Origin of the sequence: Streptomyces sp. NPDC088554 (assembly GCF_044752945.1) — a bacterium.
Lineage (GTDB): Bacteria > Actinomycetota > Actinomycetes > Streptomycetales > Streptomycetaceae > Streptomyces.
In genome coordinates, this window is sequence record NZ_JBIVMF010000010.1 from 92,656 (window position 1) to 115,426 (window position 22,771).

Sequence of the window (22,771 nt, forward strand, 5' to 3'; positions counted from 1 at the left end):
ACCTCCTCGGTTCGATGACGTCAACGTATTCGTATGAGTCTTGACCGTCAAGGGTCTAACAAATACCGTCTGGCTATGACGATCCAGAGCCTTGGCTACGTGGGCATAGGTACACCCGACCCGACAGCGTGGGCGGAGTACGCCCGGACAGTGATAGGTCTCGCGGTCGAGCCCGTGGCCGCATCGGGCGGCGATTCCGCCGCGCGCTACCACCTGCGAATGGACCAGCATCCGTTCCGTATGTGGCTGGAGGAGGCGGGGACCGGCGGGGCGACGGTCATCGGCTGGGAGGCCCGTGACCCGGCCGCGATCGACGGGATGACGGTGCGGCTCAAGGAGGCCGGGGTCGATGTGTCCGTCGGTACGGACGAGGAGTGCCGGGACCGCCATGTGGCCCGGATGGTGCACTTCACGGGCCCGTTGGGCGTCCGTACCGAGCTGTTCTGCGGCCGTCGCCTCGCCCCGAGCCAGTTCGTCTCACCGCTGGGCGTCGACTTCGTGACCGGGGAGCAGGGGCTCGGACACGTCGTGATGAAGACGCCCCATGTCCAGGAGGCGGTGGACTTCTACTGCGACATCCTGGGGTTCAGGCTCAGCGACACCGCCGACTACCCCTGGGGCACGTTCTACTTCCTCGGCTGCAACCCCCGCCATCACAGCATCGCCTTCATCCGGTCCTTCAAGAACGAGGGCACCCACCACATCCTGTGCGAGGTGACCAGCCCGGAGGAGGTCGGCCGGGCCCTGGACCGGACGCGCGAACACGGGGTCAAGCTCATGGCGACGCTCGGCAAACACGCCAACGACGGGATGTTCTCCTTCTACATGACCTCACCGGGCGGCTTCGGCATCGAGATCGGCGCGGGCGGCGTGGAGGTCGACGAGGACACCTGGGTCAGCCGCACCTACACCGCCGACATCTGGGGCCACCACCCGGTCGAGTGACAGGCCGGCCCCGCCCGCCGTGCCCCGGCTCGTCCCGCCCCCGAAGCGGCCCCCGAACCACCCACCCCGAACCGGCCCTCCGACGAAAGCGGTCAGCAGCCATGCAGCCCATGCTCCAGAGCTATGTACGGGACACCTGGGTCACCCCCACCGCCACGCCCGCATCCGCGACCGGCGTACGCGACGCGGTCACCGGAGACCTGATCTGCCACGTCTCCTCCCAGGGCCTCGACCTCGCCGGGGCGTTCGGCCACGCGCGGCACACCGGCGCCGCCGCCCTGCGCGCCCTGACCTTCCACCAGCGGGCCGACCTGCTGGACGCGGTCGCCACGGCCGTCCGCGACCGCAGAGCGGAGCTGTACACGCGCTCGGCCCGCGCCGGAGCCACCCCGCTGGACGCCCGGTACGACGTCGACGGCGGCATCCGCGTCCTGCGCGACTACTCCGCGCGCGCCAGGGCCGAACTGCCGGACGCCCCCTTCCTGGTCGAAGGCCCCGCCGAACGCCTGGCCCGCGGCGAGGACTTCCTCGGCGTCCACCTCTGCGCCCCCTCCCCGGGCCTGATGCTCCAGGTCAACGCCTTCAACTTCCCCGTCTGGGCGCCACTGGAGAAACTGGCCCAGGCGCTGCTCGCCGGAATGCCCACCGTGGTCAAGCCGGCCACCCCCACCGCGTACCTCACCGAACACCTCGTCCGGATCGTGGCCGAGGCCGGTGTGCTGCCGCCCGGAGCGCTGCAACTGGTCGTGGGTTCGGTACGGCCCGCGCTCGACCTGCTCGGGGAGCAGGACGTGCTGTCCTTCACCGGCTCGGCCGCCACCGCGCGGACGCTGCGCACCCAGCGGAACGTGGTGGCCCGCTCCGTCCGCTTCAACGCGGAGGCCGACTCCGTCAACGCCATCGTCCTCGCCCCGGACGTACCGCCCGGCTCGCCGCTGTTCGCCGCGTTCGTCCGCGAGGTCGTGACCGAGATGACCGTCAAGGCCGGCCAGAAATGCACCGCGATCCGGCGCGTCCTCGTCCCCCGGGAACACGAATCCGCCGCCCTCGACGCCCTCGCGTCCGAGCTGGCCGGGGTGACCATCGGCAACCCGGCGGCGGAGGGCGTCACCATGGGGGCGGTCGTCAGCCTCGAACAACGCGACGACGTACGCCGGGCCGTGCGGACGATCGCCGAGTCCGGCCGCTTCGTGTACGGCGACCCCGACAGGGTGCGGGCCGTCGACGCCGACCCCGAGCGGGGCGCCTTCCTCGACACCCTCCTGGTCTCCGCCGACCCGGACGCCGCCGCGCCCCACGAGGTCGAGCCGTTCGGCCCGGCCGCGACCGTACTGGCGTACCGCGACACGGCACACGCCACGGAGCTGATGGCACGCGGCCTGGGCAGCCTCGCCGCCTCGGTCGTCAGCGACGACCTCGCCTGGACGACCGCCCTCGTCCAGGAGACCGCGCCCTGGCACGGGCGGCTGCATCTGCTGGACTCGACGAACATGGCGCAGACCACCGGACACGGATCGCCGCTGCCCGCCCTGCGGCACGGCGGCCCCGGCCGGGCCGGCGGGGGATCGGAGCTGGCGGGTGTCCGCGGCGTCGTGGACCTGATGCAGCGCACGGCACTTCAGGCGTCGCCCCGGCTGCTCGACTCCCTCCGGACCGCGCGTACGCCCGCGGCGGCCGACACGGAGTGAGTGGCCACTCCGCAGGTACGTACACGAGGGAGCGACTCCGGCGGAGGGCTTACGGCAGAGGGCCTTCCGGCGGGAGCCGGAGGGCCCGCGCACCCGTTCTCGCGCGGCCCTCCAGCCTTCGGCGCCTTACCGCCCCGCCGCCGCCCAGCCGGTCAGGGCGCCGCGCAGCGCGGCCACGAGACGGGTGGCTGCCTCGTCCTCGGTACGTCCGCTCCTGATGAGGTCGAGGATGTCGCGCGGGTCGAACAGCGCGTTCCACAGATACAGGGCCTCGTCCCCGAGGTCCCCGAGGCCGAGTTCCTCGGTGGTCTGCCGCAGCGGCTCGGCGAGCGCCTCGGCCTGCGGGGTGAGATAGCCGGTCCCTTCGCGCAGCCGTTCGAGATAGCCGCGGTGTGAACGCATCTGAGCCATCGCTCCGCCGTGTTCGAGGACGAGCGACACCCAGCAGCGGGACACCGCCTCCAGCCGCGCCATGCCCCGGGTGGTCTGCTGTGCGCCGAAGTCGCGCAGCTCGGAGCCGACTTGGGCGCGGAAGGCGTGCAGGATCTCCTCGACGGAGGAGAAGTGCCGGTAGGCCGTCGCGGTGGACACCTCGGCGTGTTTGGCGATCTCGGCCAGACTGACGGGCGTCGGCGAGTTCTCGAACAGCCGTGCGGCAGCCTTGATCAGATGCCTGCGATTGCGCTCGGTGTCACTGCGCATGGGTCTACTCCCCGTTGCGTGCGGGACGGCTTTCACCGAAGAGCCGCGAGTCCATCGGCCAGTCGGCGGACGCCCTCGGTGATGGACTGCCGGCTGGCAGCGTACGACAGCCGGAGGTGCCCCTCGCCCCGGGCTCCGAACTCGCTTCCCGGCCGGACGGCCACACCGCGCGTACGCAGCGCCGCGACGACCTCCACGGCGGGCAGGTCGATGTCGTAGCGCGGGAACTGGTAGAAGGCGCCTTCCGGCGCGCTGAGGGTGAGGCCGGGGACCGCGGCCAGTTCCGTACGCATGATCTCGCCGCGCCGCTCGTACTCGGCGCGCATCCGGGCCACGTCCTCGTCGCAGCTTCGCACCGCGACGAGCGCGGCGTCCTGGATGAAGGTGTTCACGGAGCCGTTGAAGGTGTTGTGAATGCGCGCGGCCGCCTGGATGAGCGCCGACGGTCCCCAGAGGTAGCCGACGCGCCAGCCGGTCATCGCGTAACTCTTGGAGAAGGTCTGGCAGTAGACGGTACGGTCGCGCAGACCGTCGATCGAGATCGTCGAGGTGAAGGGCCGGCCGGTGTAGTCGAGGTCGGAGTACGCCTCGTCGGAGATCACGATCGTGGAGGTGCCGTCGAGCAGGGTGGCGAGTGTGTCGAGCTCCTCGCGGCTGTGCACGATCCCGGTCGGGTTGCTGGGGTTGCAGAAGACGAAGAGGGTGGCGTCCGTGAGGGCGTCGGCGAGCAGGTCGAGGTCCCAGTGCAGGTCAGGGGTGAGCGGGACGGGCACGACCGTACCCCCGGCCATGCTGACCAGGTCCGCGTAGAGGGAGTAGGTGGGGTCGGGGATGACCACCTTGTCGCCGGGGTTGACGATGCCGAGGATCGCGGCGGAGAGCCCGGCGGTGCCGCCCTGGGTGATCAGGATGTCGGAGGCGGCGACCGGCGCCCCGGCGATGCCGGTGAGCTTCTCGGCGAGCGCCTCGCGCAGGGCGGGTTCGCCGAGCAGTGGTGAGTAGTGGGTGCGTCCGGCGCGCAGCGAGGCGTGGGCCGCTTCGGTCACCAACTCGGGCGTGTCGAAGTCGGGTTCGCCCATGGCGAGGGAGACGAGATCGCCCTGCGACTGCGGCTGTTGTGTCCGCCGGGAGGCGGCTGCGATACGGGCGACGGCCTCCGCGGTGGCGAACCGGGGCGGCTGCGAGGTGACGGTGGGCGGCATGTGCTTCTCCTGGTGGCGGGGTGGTCAGACCTGCGGTACGGCGTCGGCGGGCGCGCCCGCCCAACGGCTGGTCTCCAGGTCGGCGGAGGTGTCGCGCTGCCGGGTGGGGGCGACGACGATCTCCTGGAGGACGACGCGCTGGGGGAGGGTGACGGCGAGCCGGATGGCCTCGGCCACGTCCTCGGGCCGCACCATGTTGGCGCGTTCCTCCGGGGCCGGGGGCCGGGCGCGGTTGTCGAGGATGGGGGTGTCCGCCTCGCCGGGCAGCACGGTGATCGCCCGCAGCCCCTGGTTGCGGAAGGTGTTGTGCAGGAACGTCATGAAGTTGCGTACCCCGGCCTTGGCCGCGCCGTAGGCGGCGCCGCCCAGCAGGTTGGGGTTGACGGCGGCGAGCGAGGAGACGGTGACGATCGTCCCGGTGTCCCGGCCGAGCATGTCGGGGAGCACGGCCTGGGTGAGCTGGAAGACCGCCGTGAGATTCACGTCGAGGACCTGGCGCCACTCGTCGTGCGGGAGCCACTGCGGGTTGAGTACGGACGAGGCGCTGCCCGCGTTGTTGACGAGGATGTCCACCGGCCCGAGCCGGGAGCGGACCAGGTCGAGGACGCGGGTGACATCGTCCGTGCGGGTGATGTCCGCGGCGAGGGCGAGGGCCGTGCCGCCCTCGGCGCGGATCGTGGCGGCGACCTCGTCGAGCGCCTCCTGTCTGCGGCCGATGAGCACGACGGCGGCGCCGTCCCGGGCGAGCAGGAGGGCGGTCTCCCGACCCATTCCGCTGCCCGCTCCCGTGATGAGCGTGGTCCTGCCGGCCAACGTTGTCACGTTCCTCCTCCACAACTGATCTGAGATTAACTTTTCACTTGAGAATAACTTCTCATATAGTGCGGGACAAGGGCGCGGTGAAGCCGAGAGCGCCGAACGCCTCCGCGGCCGCGTGTCCGAGGACGCGCACCTCCGCCTCGCGCCGCGCGAACCGGCGCAGCGCGCTCTCGCGGTCGGTCCAGCGGAACCGCAACTCCCGCCCCGGACCGGCCTGTCCGAGCAGGGACAGGGAGGCCCGCGAGGTGACACCGATGATCGGGTAGCCCGCGGTCAGACTCCGGTAGCGGCCGAGCACGATCAGCTCGTCCGCGTGCGGGATCTGCAACGCGCCGATGGGCACCCCGTGCGACAGGATCTCGGTGTCGGTGTCCGGGTGGAGTACCGGCCCGTCGAGCCGGAGCCCGACGTGGTCGGAGCGGGGGGTGACGGCATAGGTCGCCTCCTCGATCACCTCGCGGATACCGGGGATCGTGTGGATCCCGTGACTCGCGACGACGTCGATGGTCCAGGGCCCGGCGTCGAAGCGCGGCACCGGCACGGGAAGCCGGAACAGCGGCGGCCCGAACAGCCGTCGGCCGAACCCCCGGAACTCCGTCTCCAGCAGGACCCGCGCGCCCCGGGCGACGACCTGCCCGAACCCCATCCGGGCGTCCGGGGCCGCGCTGCCCAACAGGGTCTCCGCGCCGAGCACGCCGTTCACGGCCAGATAGGTACGGGCCCCCCGGCCCATGTCTGCGCGTACCCGCACCTCGCGGCCCGCCGGCACCACCAGCGGCGACCAGCTCTCGACGGGCTCGCCGCCCACGGTGACCTCGGCCGGGACGCCGGCCACGGCGAGCAGGACGTCGGCCTCGGGCACGAGGGCCAGTTCACCGCCGAGGCTCTCGATCAGCGTCGCGCCCCGGGGGTTGCCCACGAGGAGGTTGGCGACGGCCGCCGAGTGCTGGTCGGCCGCGCCGCCGGTGGGCACACCGCGCCGCTCCGTGTCATGACGGCCGAGGTCCTGGAAGGTCGTGACCCATCCGGTGCTGGTGATGTCGAGCGCCACGGTCCTCATACGGGCTCCTTCACCGGCAGCAGGAAACCGGCGCCGAGCGCCGCGGCCTCGCCCCGGGTGACGGGGACGAAGCGCACGAGGTCGCCGGTGGAGAACGAGACGGGGTCCGGACGGGAGATGTCGACGATGGTGTGCGGAGTGTGTCCGACCACGCGCCAGCCGGTCGGGCCGGGGAACGGCTGGATGATCGCGTGGGTACCGGCGATCATGATCGATCCGGGGGCGACATCGGTCCGGGGCTCGGCCCGTCGGCGTACCGGCCTGGGCACGTCGAGCCCGTCCATCATCGGCGCCATCGCCGCGCCGAGGAGGGCGATCGTGAAGGTGGACTCCGCGATGGCCTCGACGACTTCGGCGGGGGCGAGCCCCACCTCGTCGGCGACGGAGGCCAGATCGGGTCCGGCCGCGTCGTCGAAGACAACGGGGATGGCGAACTCCCGTACCGCCCGCGGGCGGTCGGGACCGTCCGACGGCGCCGGGGTCCACCGCGCGAGCAGGCGCGCCGCGTACTCCACGTGCTGGAGCGCGGTCTGCAGCGGGTCGAACTCGATGAGCAGGGATTCGAGACCGGAGACGACGTCCAGTACGCCGTGGGGGCGGTGGGCCAGGAACCGGTCGCGGAAGGCGACGATCCCCGACGTGCGGAGGGCCTGGTCTGCGTGGGGGAGGGTCACCATCACCGCCGAGTCCCCGAAGGGCTCGACGGCGATGGCGCCGTACGGTGTTGTGGTCATCGTCCGGTGCGCTCGGGCCCTCAGTGGGCGAGCGCGGCCTCCGCCTTCTCCGCCAGGACGTCCCGCAGCCCGGCGACGCGGATGTCCGCCGCGTCGAGCGCGGCCCGCAGCGCGGTGCCGTTGGCGAGGACGGAGGGGTGGTCACCGTGCAGGAGCAGGACGTCGGCGTCGTGGCCGAGCGGCACCACATTGCCGTTGACCGAGCGTACGGTGCCCTCCTGTACGACCTGGACCGAGCGCCGGCCGATGAGCTCGGGGTCGTGGATCAGGCCGCCTTCGTGCGAGCGGGAGACGGGCATGCCGTCGTCGCCGTACCCCCGGTCGGCCAGGAACACGTAGCCGACCTCGAGTCCGCGCTTGCGCGATTCCTCGGCGAGCAGCCCGCGCTGACAGATGACGACGTAGTCGGTGTTGTACGCGGCTATCGCGTCGGTGATGGCCCGCGCGTGCTTGGCGTCGGTCTGCGCGATCGACCCCATACGGCCGTGCGGGGCGACATGGCTGATCGTACCGCCGTGCACCCTCGCGAAGGCGTCGAGTGCGCCGAGCTGGTAGAGGACGTCGGTACGGATCTCCTCCTCGGTCGCCTCGATGAGCCGGCGGCCGAAGCCGACGAGGTCGGGGTATCCGGGGTGGGCGCCGAGTTCGATGCCGCGCTCGACGCAGTCGGCGACGGTCCGGTCCATGATGCGCGGGTCGCCGGCGTGGAAGCCGCAGGCGATGTTCGACGAGGTGACGAGGCCGAGCAGGGCGCTGTCGTCGCCGATCGTGTAGTTGCCGAAGCTCTCACCGAGGTCGGCGACGACGGCTACGGAGTTGATTCCCATGGTGTCTCTCCCAGGTGTGTTTCAGCTGGTTGCGAGGGGCTGGCCCTTGGTCTCGCGTACGAAGGCGATGGTGATCAGGGTGATCAGTGCGGTGATGATGGAGGCGAAGGCCGGGATCAGGTTCGAGCCGGTCGACTGGATCAGTTCGGTCATCAGGAGCGGGGCGCTGCCTCCGAAGATGATCGTGGAGATGCTGAACCCAATACTGTAGGCGGAGTAGCGCACGGTGGTCGGGAACATCTCGGCGAGAACAGTGTGGACGACGGCGGCGTGGCCGGAGAAGGCGATCGCGAGAACGATGGTGCCGATACAGGCCAGCGCGAACTCTCCCGTGATGATGAGCCGGAACATCGGGTACGAGACGACGGCCATCGCGATGGCGGAGAAGGCGAGAACGGGCTTGCGGCCGATCCTGTCCGACAGGCGGGCCATGAGCGGGATGCAGATCGCGATGGCGACCAGGCTGAACGCCGTGACGGTGAGCGCGCGCAGCATCGAGAAGTTGTGTTCGCCGAGCGAAGTCTTCAGATACGTGGGCATGTAGACGAACAGCAGGTAGTAGCCGGGGCCGTTGAGCGCGGGGAGGAAGACCGTGAGCGCGATCGCCTTCAGATGGCGCGGGGAGGTCAGGGCGTCCTTCAGCGGGTTGCGCGCGACGGTGTTCCGCGCGCGCAGCGCCACGAAGTGCGGGGTCTCCTCCAGTTGGCGGCGGATGTAGAAGCCGACGTAGCCGAGCGGGACGGCGAGGAGGAACGGCACCCGCCAGGCCCAGGAGGCCATGGCGTCATCGCCGAGTGTGGTGATGAGGATCGCGGAGAAGGCGCTGCCGAACATCAGGGCGATGAACGAGCCGACGGCGATGAAGCTCATCATGAAGTTACGGCGGGCGTCCGGGGCGTACTCGCCGACGAAGGACATGGCGCCGGCCACCTCCCCGCCCGCCGAGAAGCCCTGGAGCACCCGCAGGAGCACCAGAAGGATGGGGGCGGCGACACCGATGACGGAGGAGGAGGGGATGAGACCGATGGCCGCGGTCGCGGCGGAGATGAGCACGAGGAGGGCGGCCAGCAGGGACTTCCGCCCGATCCGGTCCCCGAGGTATCCGCAGATGACACTGCCGAACGGGCGGGCGATGAAGCTGATCAGGAACCCGACGTTGGTGAGGAAGAGGCCGCCGGCCTCGGCCTCGCCCATGATGTTGATCGCGAGATAGGTGACGAGCAGGCCGTAGATGCCGTAGTCGTACCACTCGACGAAGGAACCGACCGCGCCGGCGATGGTGGCCTTACGGACGACCTTGCCGTTGGCGGAGGCGACATCGACCGTGGCGGCACCGGGCTCTTCCGTCGCTGTCCGGTGGCGATCTGATGTGGTGTCGAGCCGATCTGACGTTGTCATTCGCGTTCACTTTCGGTGTCGCGGACTCCGGAACGGCGTCCTGAGAATCATGCGCTGAACGGGGTGCCTGCGGTCGTTCCCGAACCGAGGTACACCGCTCCGGTCCCTGCGGGGGAACGCGGTGACGGCATCTCGGAGGAGTCGTGTCGGCTCGGCGCTGTTCAGGAATCCGCCCGTCCAGGGCTTACGGGGCCCGATGCCCAACACGCCGTCGTGTCGGCCCCGCACTTCCTGTCCCGTGAGGCGCCACGACGCTCCACACGGGTCGGCCCAGGGCCGTGATCGCTCGCCCGCGTGGGGCCGGGGAGGAGACGTCACGGTACAAGAGCCGCAGAACAACGCCGGCATCAAAGTTGCGACTTGAATCGCGAATGAGAATAGATTCGCATTCTGGGCGAGGTCAAGGATGTGTGTTGCCCTCACGTTAACCTTGCGCTCCGATCGTGTTCCCCTCCCGGGCGGCCGGGTTCTCCCGGCGTCGCGGAGCCGGTTTCGGCGGCCGAGGGGGGTGACTTCACGGCTCCCGTCCGGCCGGAGGGTCCCGTATCCCGGCATGCGGGACGGCGCCCCTTTCTCGCGCGTCACCCCTTGTCTTGTGGCGCGGTTGGATGCACACTGTCTCTCGCAAAACGCGAAAGCTTTCGCATTTCCTGGAGGGGGGTGGGACGGACCCCCATGTCCCCACCGCCACACCGCCGGTGCGGCGATCCCCTCCGTTCTCCGGCCGGGCTGCCGCGCGCTGTTCCGATCCGTCTTCCCACTCCACCCCACTACCTGAAGGAGCCTGCGATGACCCAGGACAATGTGCGCGTGAACACCGAGTGGGAACGTGTCGACGGGCATGTGCTCGATCAGTTCCGCACCCACTCCGTGGCCAACCTCGGCGACGCCCTCGACCGGCTCAACATCGTCGACGGGGGCATCGCCCCCATCTGGAACGGGGCCACGGCCGTTGGCACAGCGCTCCCGGTCCTCACCGTCGCGGGTGACAACAAGGCCGTGATCGCGGCGCTCGAACACATCCGCCCCGGCGACATCCTCGTCATCAACGCCTTCGGCTACGACGGCCGGGCCGTCATCGGCGACAACCTCGCCCAGCGCTTCGCCGCTTACGGCGCCGCGGGCGCGATCGTCGACGGGTACGTCCGTGACGCGGCGATCATCGAAGAACTCGGCATCCCGGTCTTCGCCCGTGGGCTCACCCCCGCCGGTCCCTTCAAGAACGGACCGGGCACGATCGGCGAATCGGTCGCCATCGGCGGCGTCGTGGTGAACCCCGGCGACATCATCGCCGCTGACGGGGACGGTGTCATCGTCATCCCGCCGCACCGCGCCGACGAAGCGCTCAAGTCGGTCGGCGAGATCGTCGCCCGCGAAGCGGCGCTGGACGCCGAGGTCGAGACACTGCGGAACAGGACCGCCTGATGCCCGTACAGGACCGGCCGGCGGACCGGCTCCGGGTGGCGGTCGCCGCACCGCTGTCCGAGGAGAACCGCGCGCGCGTACAGGAACTGGAGCCGCGGATCGATCTCGTCGTCGACCAGGCGCTCCTTCCCCCGATGCGCTGGCCCGCCGACTTCTCCGGCGATCCGCGCTGGCACCGTACCCCTTCCCAGCAGCGCGCCTACGAGGCCGCCATCGACTCGGCCGACGCCCTGTACGGCATTCCCGATGTGGACCCGGCCGCCCTGGCCCGAGCGGTCCGCGCCAACCCGCGCCTGCGCTGGGTGCACACGATGGCCGCGGGCGGCGGCAGCCAGGTCAAGGCCGCCGGACTCCGCCCCGACGAACTCGACAGGGTCCGGTTCACCACCTCCGCCGGTGTGCACGGACATCCGCTCGCCGAGTTCGCCGTCTTCGGTGTGCTCGCGGGCGCCAAGGACCTGCCCCGGCTGAACCGCCAGCAGCGCGACCACGAGTGGAGCGGCCGCTGGACGATGCGGCAGGTGAGCGCGCAGACCGTGCTCGTCCTCGGTCTCGGTGGGATCGGCCGGGTCGTCGCCGCGAAGCTCCACGCGCTGGGTGCGACGGTCATCGGCACGAGCAGAACGGACGTCGAGGTCGCCGGTGTCTCCAGGATGGTACGTCCCGACCGCATCGCCGAAGTGGCCCCCCACGTCGACGCCGTGGTGAACACACTCCCCGGTACGGCGGCGACCGAACACCTCGTCGGCAAGCGGTTCTTCGACGCTTTGCGGCCCGGCGCCTGCCTCGTCAACGTCGGCCGCGGAAGCGTTGTCGACGAGGCTGCCCTGCTCGACGCGCTCGACTCCGGCCGCGTCGGCTTCGCCGCACTGGACGTCTTCGAGACCGAACCACTGTCGGCCCACAGCCCGCTCTGGGACCACGAACGCGTGCTGGTGAGCCCGCACACCGCCGCGCTCGACGCGGCGGAGGACCGCCTCATCGCCGAACTCTTCGCGGCCAACGCCACCCGGCTCCTCGACGGACACACCCTGGTCAACCGTGTGAACACCGTCGAGTTCTACTGAGCGGGTTCTGCCGTACGACGCGGCGACCGGCCTCGGCAGGAGGCCGGTCGCCGATGACAGCACACGGCGCTGGTACGGGACTTTCGCCACACCCCTAGAGGTCGATCGAGCGGTACTCGTCCAGGACGACGAAGCCGGCGCTGTCGTACAGACTCATCGCGACCTCGTTGCCGCCGAAGACGTTGAACATCATCGCCTCGTCGCCGCCCTGCCGGGTGACCCACTCGCCGACCGCCATCGCGGCCCGGCCGTAGCCCTTGCCGCGGTGCTCCCTGCGGACCTCCAGCGAGAAGCCGAAGGTCACGCCCGGCAGGAAGCCGTGGTTCACCCAGCCGGTGCCGACCACCTGGCCGCCGGCCTCCATCGCGTAGAAGGCGTGCCCCGGGGTCAGATACCCCTGCGGGAGGTGGCGGGCGAAGTCCTGGTCGGACTTGGCCCCGGCCTGCTCCAGGCTCAGGAATCCGGCACGGACGATGTCCCTGATGTACGCGGCCTTCTCGTCCGCGTACCAGCCCGGGTACTCCTCCTCGGTGAGCCGGCGTACGGCCAGGCCCGGTGGCAGCGCGGGCTGCTCGGCCGCGACACGCATCCGGTTCTGTCCCCGTACGGGATAGCCGGCGAATGCTCCCGCTCCGCCGGTGAGCCGGACCGCCACCTGCCGCGCGCCGTGTGCGGCGCACCACCGCTCGGCCCACTCGCGTCCCTGCGGCGCCGTCAGGTCGTGTATGCGGCCCACGGTCGTCCCGTTGTCCTCCGTCACCCCGACCGCGATCCACTCGGTGCCGTCCGTGGCCACCGTCCAGTCGTCGATTCCCTCCACCGCCCGTTCCCGCAGGGCCTGGGCCAGCGGCTCGGAGCACCCCGCAGCCCGGTACCCGGCCAGCACCCGCTCCTCGAATTCGGCTCGCCACGCGTCCCGGTCGGCCACGATCTCCATCTCGTCCATCCGCCCACCCTAGACAGTCACCGGGTGAAGCCGCGTGTGGTGGACGGCCGGATCCGACGATGCCGGTCGGCCGCCCTGTTCCACGACGGCACCATCGACGCGGTGGTCGCGCCACTGGCGTCGTTCGTCGCCGAGTCGGACGCCGCGCTGTACGAGCCGGGCACCATCAAGGACCACATCCAGGCGAAGCTCGACGGCTCCAGGACGGGCAGGAAGAACACCGCGGCGGTCCGCGAGGCGGTGAGGGTACGGGCTGCCCCGTATGAGGCCGGCTGCCCGGTGGATCACGTACGGGAGCACCGATGCGGCAGGCGAGCCGCACCGGTGCTGTTCTGTGGTGTCAGGCGCCTCGGAGGAACTCAAGTGTCACAGGCCAGGCGCGTGCGTCCTCGTACATAAAGGCGTGCCCTCCCTCGAAGACCTCGTGACGGGCTCCGTGGATCCGGGACGCGATGGCCGCGCCGTTCCCAGGCGGCGCGATCGCGTCGTACCTGCCCGAGGTGACAAGGGTCGGTGCCGTGACAGCGGGAAGCCGCGACCAGACGTCGTGCGTCGCCCGCGCGCGCAACTGCCGTTCGTAGCCAGGCTCGTGCGGGGGCTCGGTCCCGGAGATCAGGGAGACCAGGCCCTCCCACATCTTCGGCCGGGTGTCGAACAGCATCGCCATCCGGAGCGGCTCCGGACGTTCGTGGAGCGGGTAGGAGCTTCCTCCCGGGCCTCCACTCGACGTACCGCAGAGTACGAGCCGACGGATCCGGGAAGGCCGTGACACCGCCATCCGCTGTGCCACCATGCCACCGAACGACGGTCCGAACAGCGCGAACTTCTCCCAGCCCAACGCGTCTGCCACCGTGAAGGCGTCCTCGGCGAAGTCGGCCATGGTGAGGGGCCGGTCCTGCGAGGTGGAGCGCCCGAGTCCACGATGGTCGTAGGCGGCGACGGTGAAATGCCTGCTGAGCGGTGACGAAGCCGGGCCGTACTCCTCGTTCAGCGCCGAACCGGATCCGCTGACGCAGAGCAGTGGCGGGCCCTCACCGGCCACCTCGGCGTACAGGCGCGCACCGTCGGCCTCGATCGTCATCCGGTGGGGGACAGGCGTTGTGGACATGGGCGAACACCTCTCACGGAGTGTCGTCTCCGACCGGAGCGCCGACGATCTCGTCGAGACCTGTCTGCGGAGCGTCTCGGCCACATGGCTCGACGAGAGCGATCAAAACGCGTTGAGGCAGCGGTTCGCGGCCGGGATTCGGCAGATCACCACGGGGCGCACCTCACCGAGAGGCGCGTCCGGCCGGACAAGCCCAGCACCGGGAGGATTCTCCGGGCGGGGGCTGTCCACTGTCTGGGGTCACGGTCGGTGTGGACTTCCTTGTCTCTGCCGTTCGGCGCGGGTCAACTCCTTTCCGCGGTCGGCTGACCGGCCGGACCGTCCACGTGGGCTCCGCGCCGAGGTGTGAGTTCGGTGTCGTGTATCGGTGTGTTCTCCTCCGGTACGAACGTGATCTCGCCGTCGAGCATCTTCTTGGCGCGGTCGATGTCCAGCGCGCCCTCCCAGCGGGAGACGGCGAAGACGGCGACACAGTTGCCGAGGAGGTTGGTGGCGACGCGCATCGAGTCCATGATGCGGTCGACGCCGAGGAGCAGGGCGACGGCGCCTACCGGGATGACCCCGAGCGCCGATGCGGTCGCCGACAGTGCGAGGAACGCCGAACCCGGTACGCCCGCCATGCCCTTGCTCGTCAGCATGAGGATCAGGACGACCGTGATCTGCTGGCCCGGGGAAAGGTTCACGCCTACCGCCTCGGCGATGAACAGTGTGCCGATGGAGAGGTAGATCGAGGCGCCGTCGAGGTTGAAGGAGTAGCCGGTGGGCAGAACCAGGCCCACGGCGTCGTCGCGGCAGCCGGCCTGGCGCAGTTTCTGCATCATGCGGGGCATGACGGTCTCGCTGGAGGCGGTGCCGAGCGCGAGCAGCATCTCCTCGCGGGTGTAGCGGACGAACTTCCAGAGGCTGATGCCGACGACCGCTTTGAGCGCGACGGCCAGCAGGAGCAGGAAGATCAGCGCGGCCGCGTAGCAGACACCGATGAGCTTGCCGTACGTGGACATCACACCGACCCCGTACTCTCCCACCAGGTGGGCCGTCGCGCCGAAGACCGCGAGGGGGGCGAGCTTCATGACGAAGCCGACGATGGCGAAGACCACGTCCTGGGCCTGTTCCACGGCCGGCAGGATCTTGGGCACCTTGGTGTGACCCAGATGCAGCACGGCGGCTCCCACCAGACAGGCCAGCACCAGAACCTGGAGGAGCGAGTTCTCGGCGAACGCACCGACCGCGCTGTCGGGCAGGGCGCGCAGGATGAACTCGGATGTCGAGGGCAGGGATCCGCCGCCCGTCTTCTCGTCGACCGCCGATGTGTCCAGCTTCGCCGGGTCGATGTTCATGCCGGCCCCGGGCTGGACCAGGTTCCCGGCGAGCAGGCCGATCAACAGCGCCAGCGTGGTGGCGACTTCGAACCAGATCAGGGCCTTGAGGCCGATCCGTCCGAAGGCCTTGAGGTCTCCGGCCTTGGTGATGCCGACGACGACCACGCAGAACACCAGGGGCGAGATCACTGCCTTGATGAGGCGGACGAATCCGTCACCGAGCGGCTGGGCGGCTGTGGCGATGTCGGGCCACAGCTTTCCGACGACGATTCCGAGAACGAGGGCACAGGCGACCTGCGCGAACAGCGAGGTGCACAGCGTGCGTGCGACGCGTCGCGGCAGGGACGGTACGGACGGCGACACGGTATTCCTCCAGAGCAAGTTCTACAATGCGGAAACTTACTTCCGAATCGTGGTGGAGGTCACTCTTGCTCAGCGATGCGATGCATGGAAGTCCCTCGTCTCCGGCCTTGCCAAATCTTGTACATTGCTCCAATCGGCGTACGGGCGGTGTCGCGACGTCGCGAGGCCGGTCGTACGGTGCTCCGGGAGGGTCGTCAACCCCCTTAGGGGGGAGCCTTTATGGGCCTGCCCGGCACCAGGTCGAGCTATCCCGGCGGCAGTTCGGATCCAGGGTGTCACGTTCGCCGAAACGGCGGATTGGCGCCGGTCCTTGATGGGCAGTGAGCAGGGAGAAAGCATGTCATGTGCACGACCATCTCTCCCTGCAAGGAGGCCGACCATGAACGTTCCCCAGCTGACCAGCGGGCTGGCTGCCGCGCTGACCGTGACCTTTTCCCTGATGGGTGGTCCGGCCGTGGCCGCCCCTTCCGCTGATACGGACAGGGCCTTGGCCGCTCGTGTGATCACGTACGACGCCGGCGGGGCCGCGGAGTTCAGGTCCGCGGTCGACCGGGGCGCGGCCATCTGGAACGAGAGCGTCGACGCTGTCGAACTGCGGCCGGTCTCGGCCGGGCAACGCGCCAACATCCGGGTCCTGGCGGACAACGGCTGGCCCCGTGCCATCACCACCTCGCTGGGCAACGGCACCGTCTACATCGGACGGCAGGCGGTGGACGAGGGCCACAACACGATCCGTATCTCGTCCCATGAACTGGGCCACATCCTGGGCCTGCCGGACCGCAAGCCGGGGCCCTGTTCGAGCCTGATGTCCGGTTCCAGCGCGGGTACCACGTGCACGAACGCCTACCCGAACACGGCCGAGAAGGCGGAGGTCGAGGGGTCCTTCGGAGGTGCGTTCGCGCGTACGGCCGCAACGGTGCCCCTCAACACCGTGACCGTGGACTGACGCGCGGCGCGGGATCCCGAGCGGCAGTGACGCGGGCGTGGTCGTCGGGACCCGGTGGCGGATCCCGACGACCCAGTCGCCCGTTACCCCGTTACCGCGGTGCGTGCTTTACGGCTCGGTCAGGAGGTCCTGCCCGTCACCGAGCTTCCCGACTTGGTCACGTGGTACGTCACGGTGGCGCCGCTCCAGAAGTGGAAGGTGAGTGTTACCGGTGTGCCGTCGCCGACCGCGTTGAAGAAGGCGGGGGTGAGGGTGAGGGCGTTGCCGCCGTAGTTCGGGGAGAACGCGGTCTCGAACTGCTGGTAGGAGGTCCAGTCGGCGGGGCCGGCGTTGCGGCCGTCGGCGTATGTGGCCTCCATGGTCGCCAGTGTGTCGCCCCGGAACTGCGTGGGGATGGCGAAGGAGCCGGTCGTTCCGGTCGCTTGCGACAGCACCGGTGTGTCGTACGTGGTCACGTCGATCTGCCAGGGCACCCCTGAGGAGAATCCGGCCTGGAGTGTCGTGTTGACCCCGTAGTCCCGGTTGCCGGTCAGCCGGGTGAGGGCGGCAGTCGTCAGCGTGAGCTGGCTGCCCGCGACCGTGTAGTCCCTGCCCTGGACGAGCGGTGTGCTGCCCTGCCAGAGGCCCTGGAAGGCGGTGCCGTTCAGGTTCAGCGCGATGGTTTTGGCCGTGATCGCGCCGGACTTCGGTACGAGGACCCTGTCCGAGGAGGCGGTTCCCGAGCGGGTGGTCCAACCCGACTTGATCTGGGCGGACAGTCCGGGGTAGCGCCACTGCAACGTGTTGCGGTTCAGGAAGGAACCGGCGTCCCACAGAGCGGTGGTGACCCCGTTGACCCGCGCTTCATGGCCGAACGCCTCGAAGTACTTCAGCGCCTCACCCCGCTGGACGATGTCGGTGGGGCGGGTGTAGTCGGGGTCGCTGAGCAGGCCGTACTCACCGAGGTAGACGGGGATGCCCTTCGCGACGAACGTGTCGCGCATCCGGGTGAAGGCATCGCTCATGTCCTTCTGGACGGTCGCGTCGAACCGGGTGTAGCCGGCGATGTTCACACTGAACGGCCAGAAACTGTAGTAGTGCACGGTGGCGACCAGGTTGGGGTCGTGCAACGAGTTGATCGTGGCGGCCAGCTCGTCCATGAGTCCCTGGTCCGGTGTGCAGACCTGAGTGGGCAGGACGAGGAGACGTGTCGCGTTCTCGCCGCCCTTCTGGCGCACGATGCTGTGGAACGAGGTGTTCAACTCGTTGAGCAGTTGGGCTTTCCGGGCGTCACTGGCGTTGTCGAAGACGGGTTCGTTGACACTCTCGAAGAGCAGCTTGCGCGGTGCGTTCCTGAACGCGGTGGCGATCTGGTTCCAGGTCGCGTTGTAACGGGCCAGCACCTGGTCGTGGTCGGTGGCCATCTTGTTGATCCACTGCCACGAGTCGTGATGGAGGTTGAGGACGACGTAGAGATCGTCGGCCAGGGCCCAGTCGACCACCTGCCCGACCCGGCTCATGTACGCCGGGTCGATCGTGTAAGGGGCTTCGGCCGACTGGTAGTTGCTCCAGGTGACAGGTATGCGGACACTGCGGAAGCCCTGGGCTCGCACGGTGTCGAACATCGCCTTGGTGGTCAAGGGGTTGCCCCAGGACGTCTCATGGGGGATGGCGTCCAGAGTGTTGCCCAGGTTCCAACCCGGCTGCATCGCGGCCACGGCGTCCATGGCGTTGTCGGGAACCGGGGCTGTGACCGTCGAGGAGGCGGACGCGCTCTCCGGGTGAGGAGCCGCGAACGCGCTGCCACAGGCGAGACCGACTGCGGCGAGCAGCGCCAGCAGAAGGCTCGCCACTTGCCCGAACCCCTGTCTGCGATACCGTGCGGGCGGCCGTGTTCTCTTCACGTCTCGTTCCTTTCGCTCGGTCGAGTCGGTGCTTCGCCGCTCACGGCCCCTGTCCCGGGGTGGTGGTGAGGTGGAGTCAGGAGGTGCTGATCCGGCACAGCGTGGACTTGTGGACCTTGGGATCGGTCCGGAGAGCGGGCTCGTCTGTGAACGTACCCATGGTGAGGAAGCGGAATGTCTCGACCGGTGGGACTACGCCGTGTCGTCACGGTGCTTGCCCTGTACCGCTGCACGTTGAATGACCGCATGGACACAGCGCCACCCCCGAGTTCCGCGGCCGGGCGCTCGGTTCGCGTCCTCGGGTGATCGCGGTGGGTACGGCGACGCCCGCCGCCCGGGGTGGTGGGCGGCGGGCGGGTGGGGTGGGGCGTGGTGGTTACGGGATCAGTTTGAGCAGCTTGTTGGGTGATCCGGTGCCGGGGCTGGTCACGGTGCCTGACGTGCCGCCGTCGACCAGGGCGGTGGCGACCTGGGCCGGGGTGGCGGTGGGGTGTCCGGCGAGATAGACGGCGGCGGCGCCGGCCACGTGGGGGGCGGCCATGGAAGTGCCGGAGATGGAGTTGGTGGCCGTGTTGGAGGTGTTCCAGGCGCTGGTGATGGAGCTGCCGGGCGCGAAGATGTCCACCCGGGAACCGTAGTTGGAGTAGCTCGCTCTCGCGTCGGTGCTGGTGGTCGCGCCGACGGTGATCGCCTCGGGGACACGGGCCGGGGAGTAGTTCTGGGCGTTGGCGTTGTTGTTGCCCGCGGCGATGGCGTAGGTCACCCCGCTCCTGATGGAGTTCTGTACGGCGGTGTCCAGTACGGTGTCGACGCCACCGCCCAGGGACACATTGGCGACGGAGGGGCCGCTGTGGTTGTTGGTGACCCAGTCGATGCCCGCCACGACCCCGGCCGTGGTGCCCTGGCCCGAGTTGTTGAGCACCCGCACGGCCACGATCTTCGCCTTCTTCGCCACACCGTAGGCAGTGCCCGCGGCGGTGGCGGCGACATGGGTGCCGTGACCGTTGCCGTCCTGCGCGACGTTGTCGTTGTCGACGGCGTCGTAGCCGTTGACGGCCCGGCCGCCGAAGTCCTGGTGGGCGATGCGGACCCCGGTGTCGATGACATAGACCGTCGCGCCCTCACCGGCGGTGTCCGGGTAGGCGTACTGCTGGTTCAGCGGCAGGGAGGTCTGGTCGATGCGGTCCAGTCCCCAGGACGGCGGGTTGGTCTGGGTGGCGAGCGCGCGCACGGTGCGGTTCTGGAAGACCTGGTCGACCGCCGGGTCGGCCGCGAGTCTGCGGGCCTGGGTGGGGGACAGCTCGGCGGCGTAGCCGTTGAGGGCCGCCGTGTACGTCCGCTCGACCGTGCCACCGTACTCGGACACCACATCGCGGCCCGCGGCCGAGGCGGCGGCGAGGCCGGAACTCTTCTTCAGCGTGACGATGTAGCTGCCGTCCACCGCGTCGGCGGCGTCGGCGCCGATGACCGTCCCGAGCGCGGGTGCGGGCGCGGCCTGGGCCGGGAGGGAGACGGCTCCGAGCGCGGTGACCGCCGTGACGGCGGCGACCGCCGCGGCGATCCGGGTGCGGGTGGTACGTATCACTGCCATGGTGAGGGGTCCTCCTCATCGTGGTGCGCGTGGGGCGCAGTGGGTTGCTGCGACCGCTTGTGGGAAACGATGGCGGAAGCCCAACCGCCGTTTCAAGAAGGGGCGTTGTGATGTCATGCGCATGACATGTAACTGTAATGGGAGTGACGTGGAGACCGGTCGATCCTGGACTTACCGGGCGTGCCCAGGCGCCCCGGTCTCCTACTGTACGGATGACTCCTGACGTGCCGTCAATGGATTGCCCCCGCCGAGCGGGTCAGAGACGCTGCGGGACCGGAGCGGTGTCCTTGCCGGTGTCCGTGCGAAGCCGTACCGCACCCGTCCCTGATCGCCACCGGACGGCGGTACGGAGAACCCCGCGGTGACGGTGTCCCGGGACGACATGGCCGTCCTCCGATTGCCCGTCCTGCTGCGGGTCGGGGCTCCCGGGCAGTGTGTCGTCCATCCGGTACCGCCCCCGGAGGCCGCATGGAACAGCTTCCCCTCCAGCGCGGTCCAACTGGGCATGGTCGGTGCGCCGCCGCGCTCCCCGTACATCAGGTTCCAGCGGACCGTGAAGTACCCCTGCCCGGATGGTCACCCACTCGCCCCGGTGCGCGATCGACAGCCGTCACCACCGGAGACCTTCCCCCGGGAAGCTGGTCGGGGTGATCCCGCCTCTCGGCCCGGCGGGGCGGCCCGGCGGGGCGGCGCGGTGTCCGGCCAGGCCGCCGATGTCCCGTACGCCAGGGCGAGGCACGCCAACAGCCCCTCGGCGGGCAGTAGTTCTTCCTGGTGGGCGGCGCAGTGCGGGCACGCGCGCACATGGCGGGCGAGACGCTTGCGGACCGCCGGCCCTGTGCGGCAGGCTATCCGGGCGGGCGCACGGGCGCCGCCACGGGAGCGTCCGCACGTCCCGGCCTACAGGAGACGCGCGGCGTCCGCCGGAATCACAGAAACCGGCGGACGCTTTTCGCGGATCACAAGGTGTTGATCACAGGGTGTTGATCAGGGGGTGTTGATCAGCTGGTGCGGCGGCACGGTCACCTTGCGGGCGCCGGGCTTGCCGCTCAGCACGACCTTGCGCAGCGCGACGTTGTTCTTGAGACTGGTCTCGTGGAGCCGCTTCGACGGGTTGGCGAGCACCTCGATGTAGTAGGTGCCGTTCGGGAAGTCGGTGACCTCGAAGGACTGGCCGGGGCGGTACTGGGTGTAGGTGTCACCCGAGCCGACGTCGAGCACCTCACGCACCGAGATCGAGCCGCGCGAACCGCAGGCGGTGGCCAGATCGGTGTTGTTCGGGTGCCAGTTGGCGTTCTTCACCGTGTAGTCGATGGCGTCGGTGTTGGCCAGACAGAAGGCCTCCTTGCCACTGCGCACGGCCACCTTCTTGTCGGCGGTCAGCAGCCGGTAGCTGGCGAAGTCGGTGAAGTGCCAGTGCTCGTGGCCCACCCGCGCGTCCCACTCCATGGTGCCGGCGGGCGCGTATCCGACCTGCCTGCCCTTGGCGTCGTAGAAGTACTGGTACGCGTCCATCAGATCCTTGCCGGGGCTCCGGAAACCGTCCACGACCAGGGGAGCGGGGCCCGCGTTCCACACGTTGGCGCTGAAGGCCAGATAGTCCTTGCCCTTGATGTCACCGTCCTCGCCGTCGGTGATGGCGATGTCCCAGGCGGGCAGTGCGCGCAGATCGGGCTTGGGTACGTCCGGGACCTTGGCCCGGCCGGCCGGACGCTCGGCGTTGGGCTTCAGCGCGGGCGCGATCCGCGAACCGTCGGTCTGCCCCTTGCCGTCGGCGGCGCGCGCCGAGCGGTTGCCGGAGGCGAGGGCGTGCGGCGCGGCGGGCGGTACGGGCGCGTCGGCGCCCCGGCTGTCGAGGTAGGTGTGGGCGTGTCCGGCTGCCGGGGCCGAGGGCATGGAGTGCCCCGGCATCGCGGTGTGGCCCGAGTGCCCGGCGGCGGAGCGGAGCCCCGCACCGCCCCCGTCGTCCGTCAGCCGGCGGACGGTCACCTTGACCGTCCGCGTCTTGTTCGGGATGGAGAACAGGTCGCGGTACTTCTTCGTCACGGAGACTTTGGCGGTGTACTCCCCGGCCTTGAGATCGACCGGCCTGGAGTAGTCGTACATCGTGGTGTTGGTCGCCCAGCCCCGCTGGACGCCCCACACCGAACCGAGGGTGAAGGGGTTGGTCGGGCAGCTCTCGGGATACTTCGAGGTGGCCGGGGCGTCCGGGCGGAGCCGGCCCGACGCGTTGTTGGGACAGAACGTGTCGGTGGTTTTGTGCACCACCTTGCCGGACGCGTCGGTCAGTGTGGTCTCCAGGAACCCCCGGAGCCCGGAGAAGTCCTTGACCATTCCCTTGGGCAGGTTCCTGGTCCGGGTCTTCTTCCCGTCCCGGATGATCTGACGGGCGATTACGGGGTCCTTGTAGGACTTGCGCGTCACCTGGAATTCGAGCGGGCCGCCGTCGACGGTGAGATAGGTGCCGAGCTCCAGGTAGACCCCGTCGCTGCCCTCCCACCGGTCGAGGGTCACGGACGTGGAGGCGGCGATCAGGTTGAGCTTCGGACCGGGCGCGGTCGCCGCTCCGGCGACGGGCGCGGCTCCGCCCACGCCCGCGACCACGGCGAGAGCCGCGGCACCGGCTATCGCGGAACGCCGGGTGCGGCTGAGGTGCTGTCTGGTCATCGGTTCCTCATCTGCGGGTGCCACGGAGGCACGGGGAGCGGGAAGGGCAGCCCACAGGTCTTCCCCTCCATCCCGGTATCG

At 69.7% G+C, this 22,771-nt stretch carries 19 protein-coding genes; 5 read left to right on the forward strand and 14 right to left on the reverse strand.

Annotation, left to right across the window (positions count from 1 at the left end; genetic code table 11):
- Positions 1-75 precede the first annotated feature (75 nt).
- Together ACIP8W_RS14040 and paaZ are read left to right on the forward strand one after the other, a co-directional pair.
- On the forward strand, positions 76-945 hold the full coding sequence (locus tag ACIP8W_RS14040) for a VOC family protein (protein WP_402203093.1): 870 nt from the start codon (positions 76-78) through the stop codon (positions 943-945).
- 110 nt (positions 946-1,055) lie between these two features.
- Complete coding sequence (gene paaZ / locus ACIP8W_RS14045; RefSeq protein WP_402203095.1) at positions 1,056-2,633, forward strand: phenylacetic acid degradation bifunctional protein PaaZ; 1,578 nt, start codon at positions 1,056-1,058, stop codon at positions 2,631-2,633.
- Positions 2,634-2,759: 126 nt separating this feature from the next.
- Here paaZ and ACIP8W_RS14050 read toward each other — a convergent pair whose 3' ends face one another.
- The 7 genes from ACIP8W_RS14050 to ACIP8W_RS14080 are packed head-to-tail and all read right to left on the reverse strand — an operon-like array spanning position 2,760 to position 9,375.
- Complete coding sequence (locus ACIP8W_RS14050; RefSeq protein ID WP_401955547.1) at positions 2,760-3,335, reverse strand: TetR/AcrR family transcriptional regulator; 576 nt, start codon at positions 3,333-3,335, stop codon at positions 2,760-2,762.
- Positions 3,336-3,367: 32 nt separating this feature from the next.
- On the reverse strand, positions 3,368-4,537 hold the full coding sequence (locus ACIP8W_RS14055) for a pyridoxal phosphate-dependent aminotransferase (RefSeq protein ID WP_402154547.1): 1,170 nt from the start codon (positions 4,535-4,537) through the stop codon (positions 3,368-3,370).
- Positions 4,538-4,561: 24 nt separating this feature from the next.
- Positions 4,562-5,359, reverse strand: coding sequence for an SDR family oxidoreductase (locus ACIP8W_RS14060; RefSeq protein ID WP_402203097.1), 798 nt, complete (start codon positions 5,357-5,359; stop codon positions 4,562-4,564).
- 52 nt (positions 5,360-5,411) lie between these two features.
- A complete protein-coding gene (locus ACIP8W_RS14065; protein ID WP_402203099.1) occupies positions 5,412-6,416 on the reverse strand; it encodes a biotin-dependent carboxyltransferase family protein in 1,005 nt (334 codons plus the stop codon).
- Positions 6,413-7,150 (reverse strand): allophanate hydrolase subunit 1, encoded by a 738-nt coding sequence (locus ACIP8W_RS14070; protein WP_401955551.1) that lies wholly within the window; start codon positions 7,148-7,150, stop codon positions 6,413-6,415. The genes ACIP8W_RS14065 and ACIP8W_RS14070 overlap by 4 nt, the downstream gene beginning before the upstream one ends.
- A gap of 20 nt (positions 7,151-7,170) precedes the next feature.
- Positions 7,171-7,977 carry a 5-oxoprolinase subunit PxpA gene (locus ACIP8W_RS14075; protein ID WP_401955552.1) on the reverse strand — a complete coding sequence of 269 codons (807 nt, stop codon included), beginning with the start codon at positions 7,975-7,977 and terminating at the stop codon, positions 7,171-7,173.
- Positions 7,978-7,998: 21 nt separating this feature from the next.
- Positions 7,999-9,375 carry an MFS transporter gene (locus tag ACIP8W_RS14080; RefSeq protein WP_401955553.1) on the reverse strand — a complete coding sequence of 459 codons (1,377 nt, stop codon included), beginning with the start codon at positions 9,373-9,375 and terminating at the stop codon, positions 7,999-8,001.
- A gap of 789 nt (positions 9,376-10,164) precedes the next feature.
- On the opposite strand from ACIP8W_RS14080, the gene ACIP8W_RS14085 reads away from it, so the two are divergent.
- Together ACIP8W_RS14085 and ACIP8W_RS14090 are read left to right on the forward strand one after the other, a co-directional pair.
- Entirely contained in the window at positions 10,165-10,800 is a 636-nt protein-coding gene (locus ACIP8W_RS14085; RefSeq protein WP_401955554.1) for an RraA family protein, read from the forward strand.
- A complete protein-coding gene (locus ACIP8W_RS14090; protein ID WP_401955555.1) occupies positions 10,800-11,867 on the forward strand; it encodes a D-2-hydroxyacid dehydrogenase in 1,068 nt (355 codons plus the stop codon). Before ACIP8W_RS14085 ends, ACIP8W_RS14090 begins: the two co-directional genes overlap by 1 nt.
- 94 nt (positions 11,868-11,961) lie before the next feature.
- Here the strand turns inward: ACIP8W_RS14090 and ACIP8W_RS14095 are convergent, their stop codons facing one another.
- From ACIP8W_RS14095 to ACIP8W_RS14110, 4 genes are all read right to left on the reverse strand, one after another.
- Positions 11,962-12,813 carry a GNAT family N-acetyltransferase gene (locus ACIP8W_RS14095; protein ID WP_401955556.1) on the reverse strand — a complete coding sequence of 284 codons (852 nt, stop codon included), beginning with the start codon at positions 12,811-12,813 and terminating at the stop codon, positions 11,962-11,964.
- Positions 12,814-12,830: 17 nt separating this feature from the next.
- The gene (locus ACIP8W_RS14100; RefSeq protein ID WP_401955557.1) at positions 12,831-13,034 is read right to left on the reverse strand and encodes a hypothetical protein; all 204 of its coding nucleotides are present in this window, start codon (positions 13,032-13,034) and stop codon (positions 12,831-12,833) included.
- Positions 13,035-13,153: 119 nt separating this feature from the next.
- Complete coding sequence (locus tag ACIP8W_RS14105) at positions 13,154-13,921, reverse strand: alpha/beta fold hydrolase (protein WP_401955558.1); 768 nt, start codon at positions 13,919-13,921, stop codon at positions 13,154-13,156.
- A 284-nt stretch (positions 13,922-14,205) separates the two neighbouring features.
- Complete coding sequence (locus ACIP8W_RS14110; protein WP_402152806.1) at positions 14,206-15,603, reverse strand: cation:dicarboxylate symporter family transporter; 1,398 nt, start codon at positions 15,601-15,603, stop codon at positions 14,206-14,208.
- Between the two features lie 379 nt (positions 15,604-15,982).
- On the opposite strand from ACIP8W_RS14110, the gene ACIP8W_RS14115 reads away from it, so the two are divergent.
- Positions 15,983-16,549 carry a snapalysin family zinc-dependent metalloprotease gene (locus ACIP8W_RS14115; RefSeq protein ID WP_402152808.1) on the forward strand — a complete coding sequence of 189 codons (567 nt, stop codon included), beginning with the start codon at positions 15,983-15,985 and terminating at the stop codon, positions 16,547-16,549.
- 119 nt (positions 16,550-16,668) lie between these two features.
- On the opposite strand, the gene ACIP8W_RS14120 is transcribed toward ACIP8W_RS14115, so the two are convergent.
- From ACIP8W_RS14120 to ACIP8W_RS14130, 3 genes are all read right to left on the reverse strand, one after another.
- Positions 16,669-18,432 carry a cellulase family glycosylhydrolase gene (locus ACIP8W_RS14120; protein ID WP_402203104.1) on the reverse strand — a complete coding sequence of 588 codons (1,764 nt, stop codon included), beginning with the start codon at positions 18,430-18,432 and terminating at the stop codon, positions 16,669-16,671.
- Between the two features lie 376 nt (positions 18,433-18,808).
- Positions 18,809-20,023 carry a S8 family peptidase gene (locus ACIP8W_RS14125; protein ID WP_401955562.1) on the reverse strand — a complete coding sequence of 405 codons (1,215 nt, stop codon included), beginning with the start codon at positions 20,021-20,023 and terminating at the stop codon, positions 18,809-18,811.
- A gap of 987 nt (positions 20,024-21,010) precedes the next feature.
- A complete protein-coding gene (locus ACIP8W_RS14130) occupies positions 21,011-22,690 on the reverse strand; it encodes a lysyl oxidase family protein (RefSeq protein WP_402203106.1) in 1,680 nt (559 codons plus the stop codon).
- Positions 22,691-22,771: the final 81 nt, after the last annotated feature.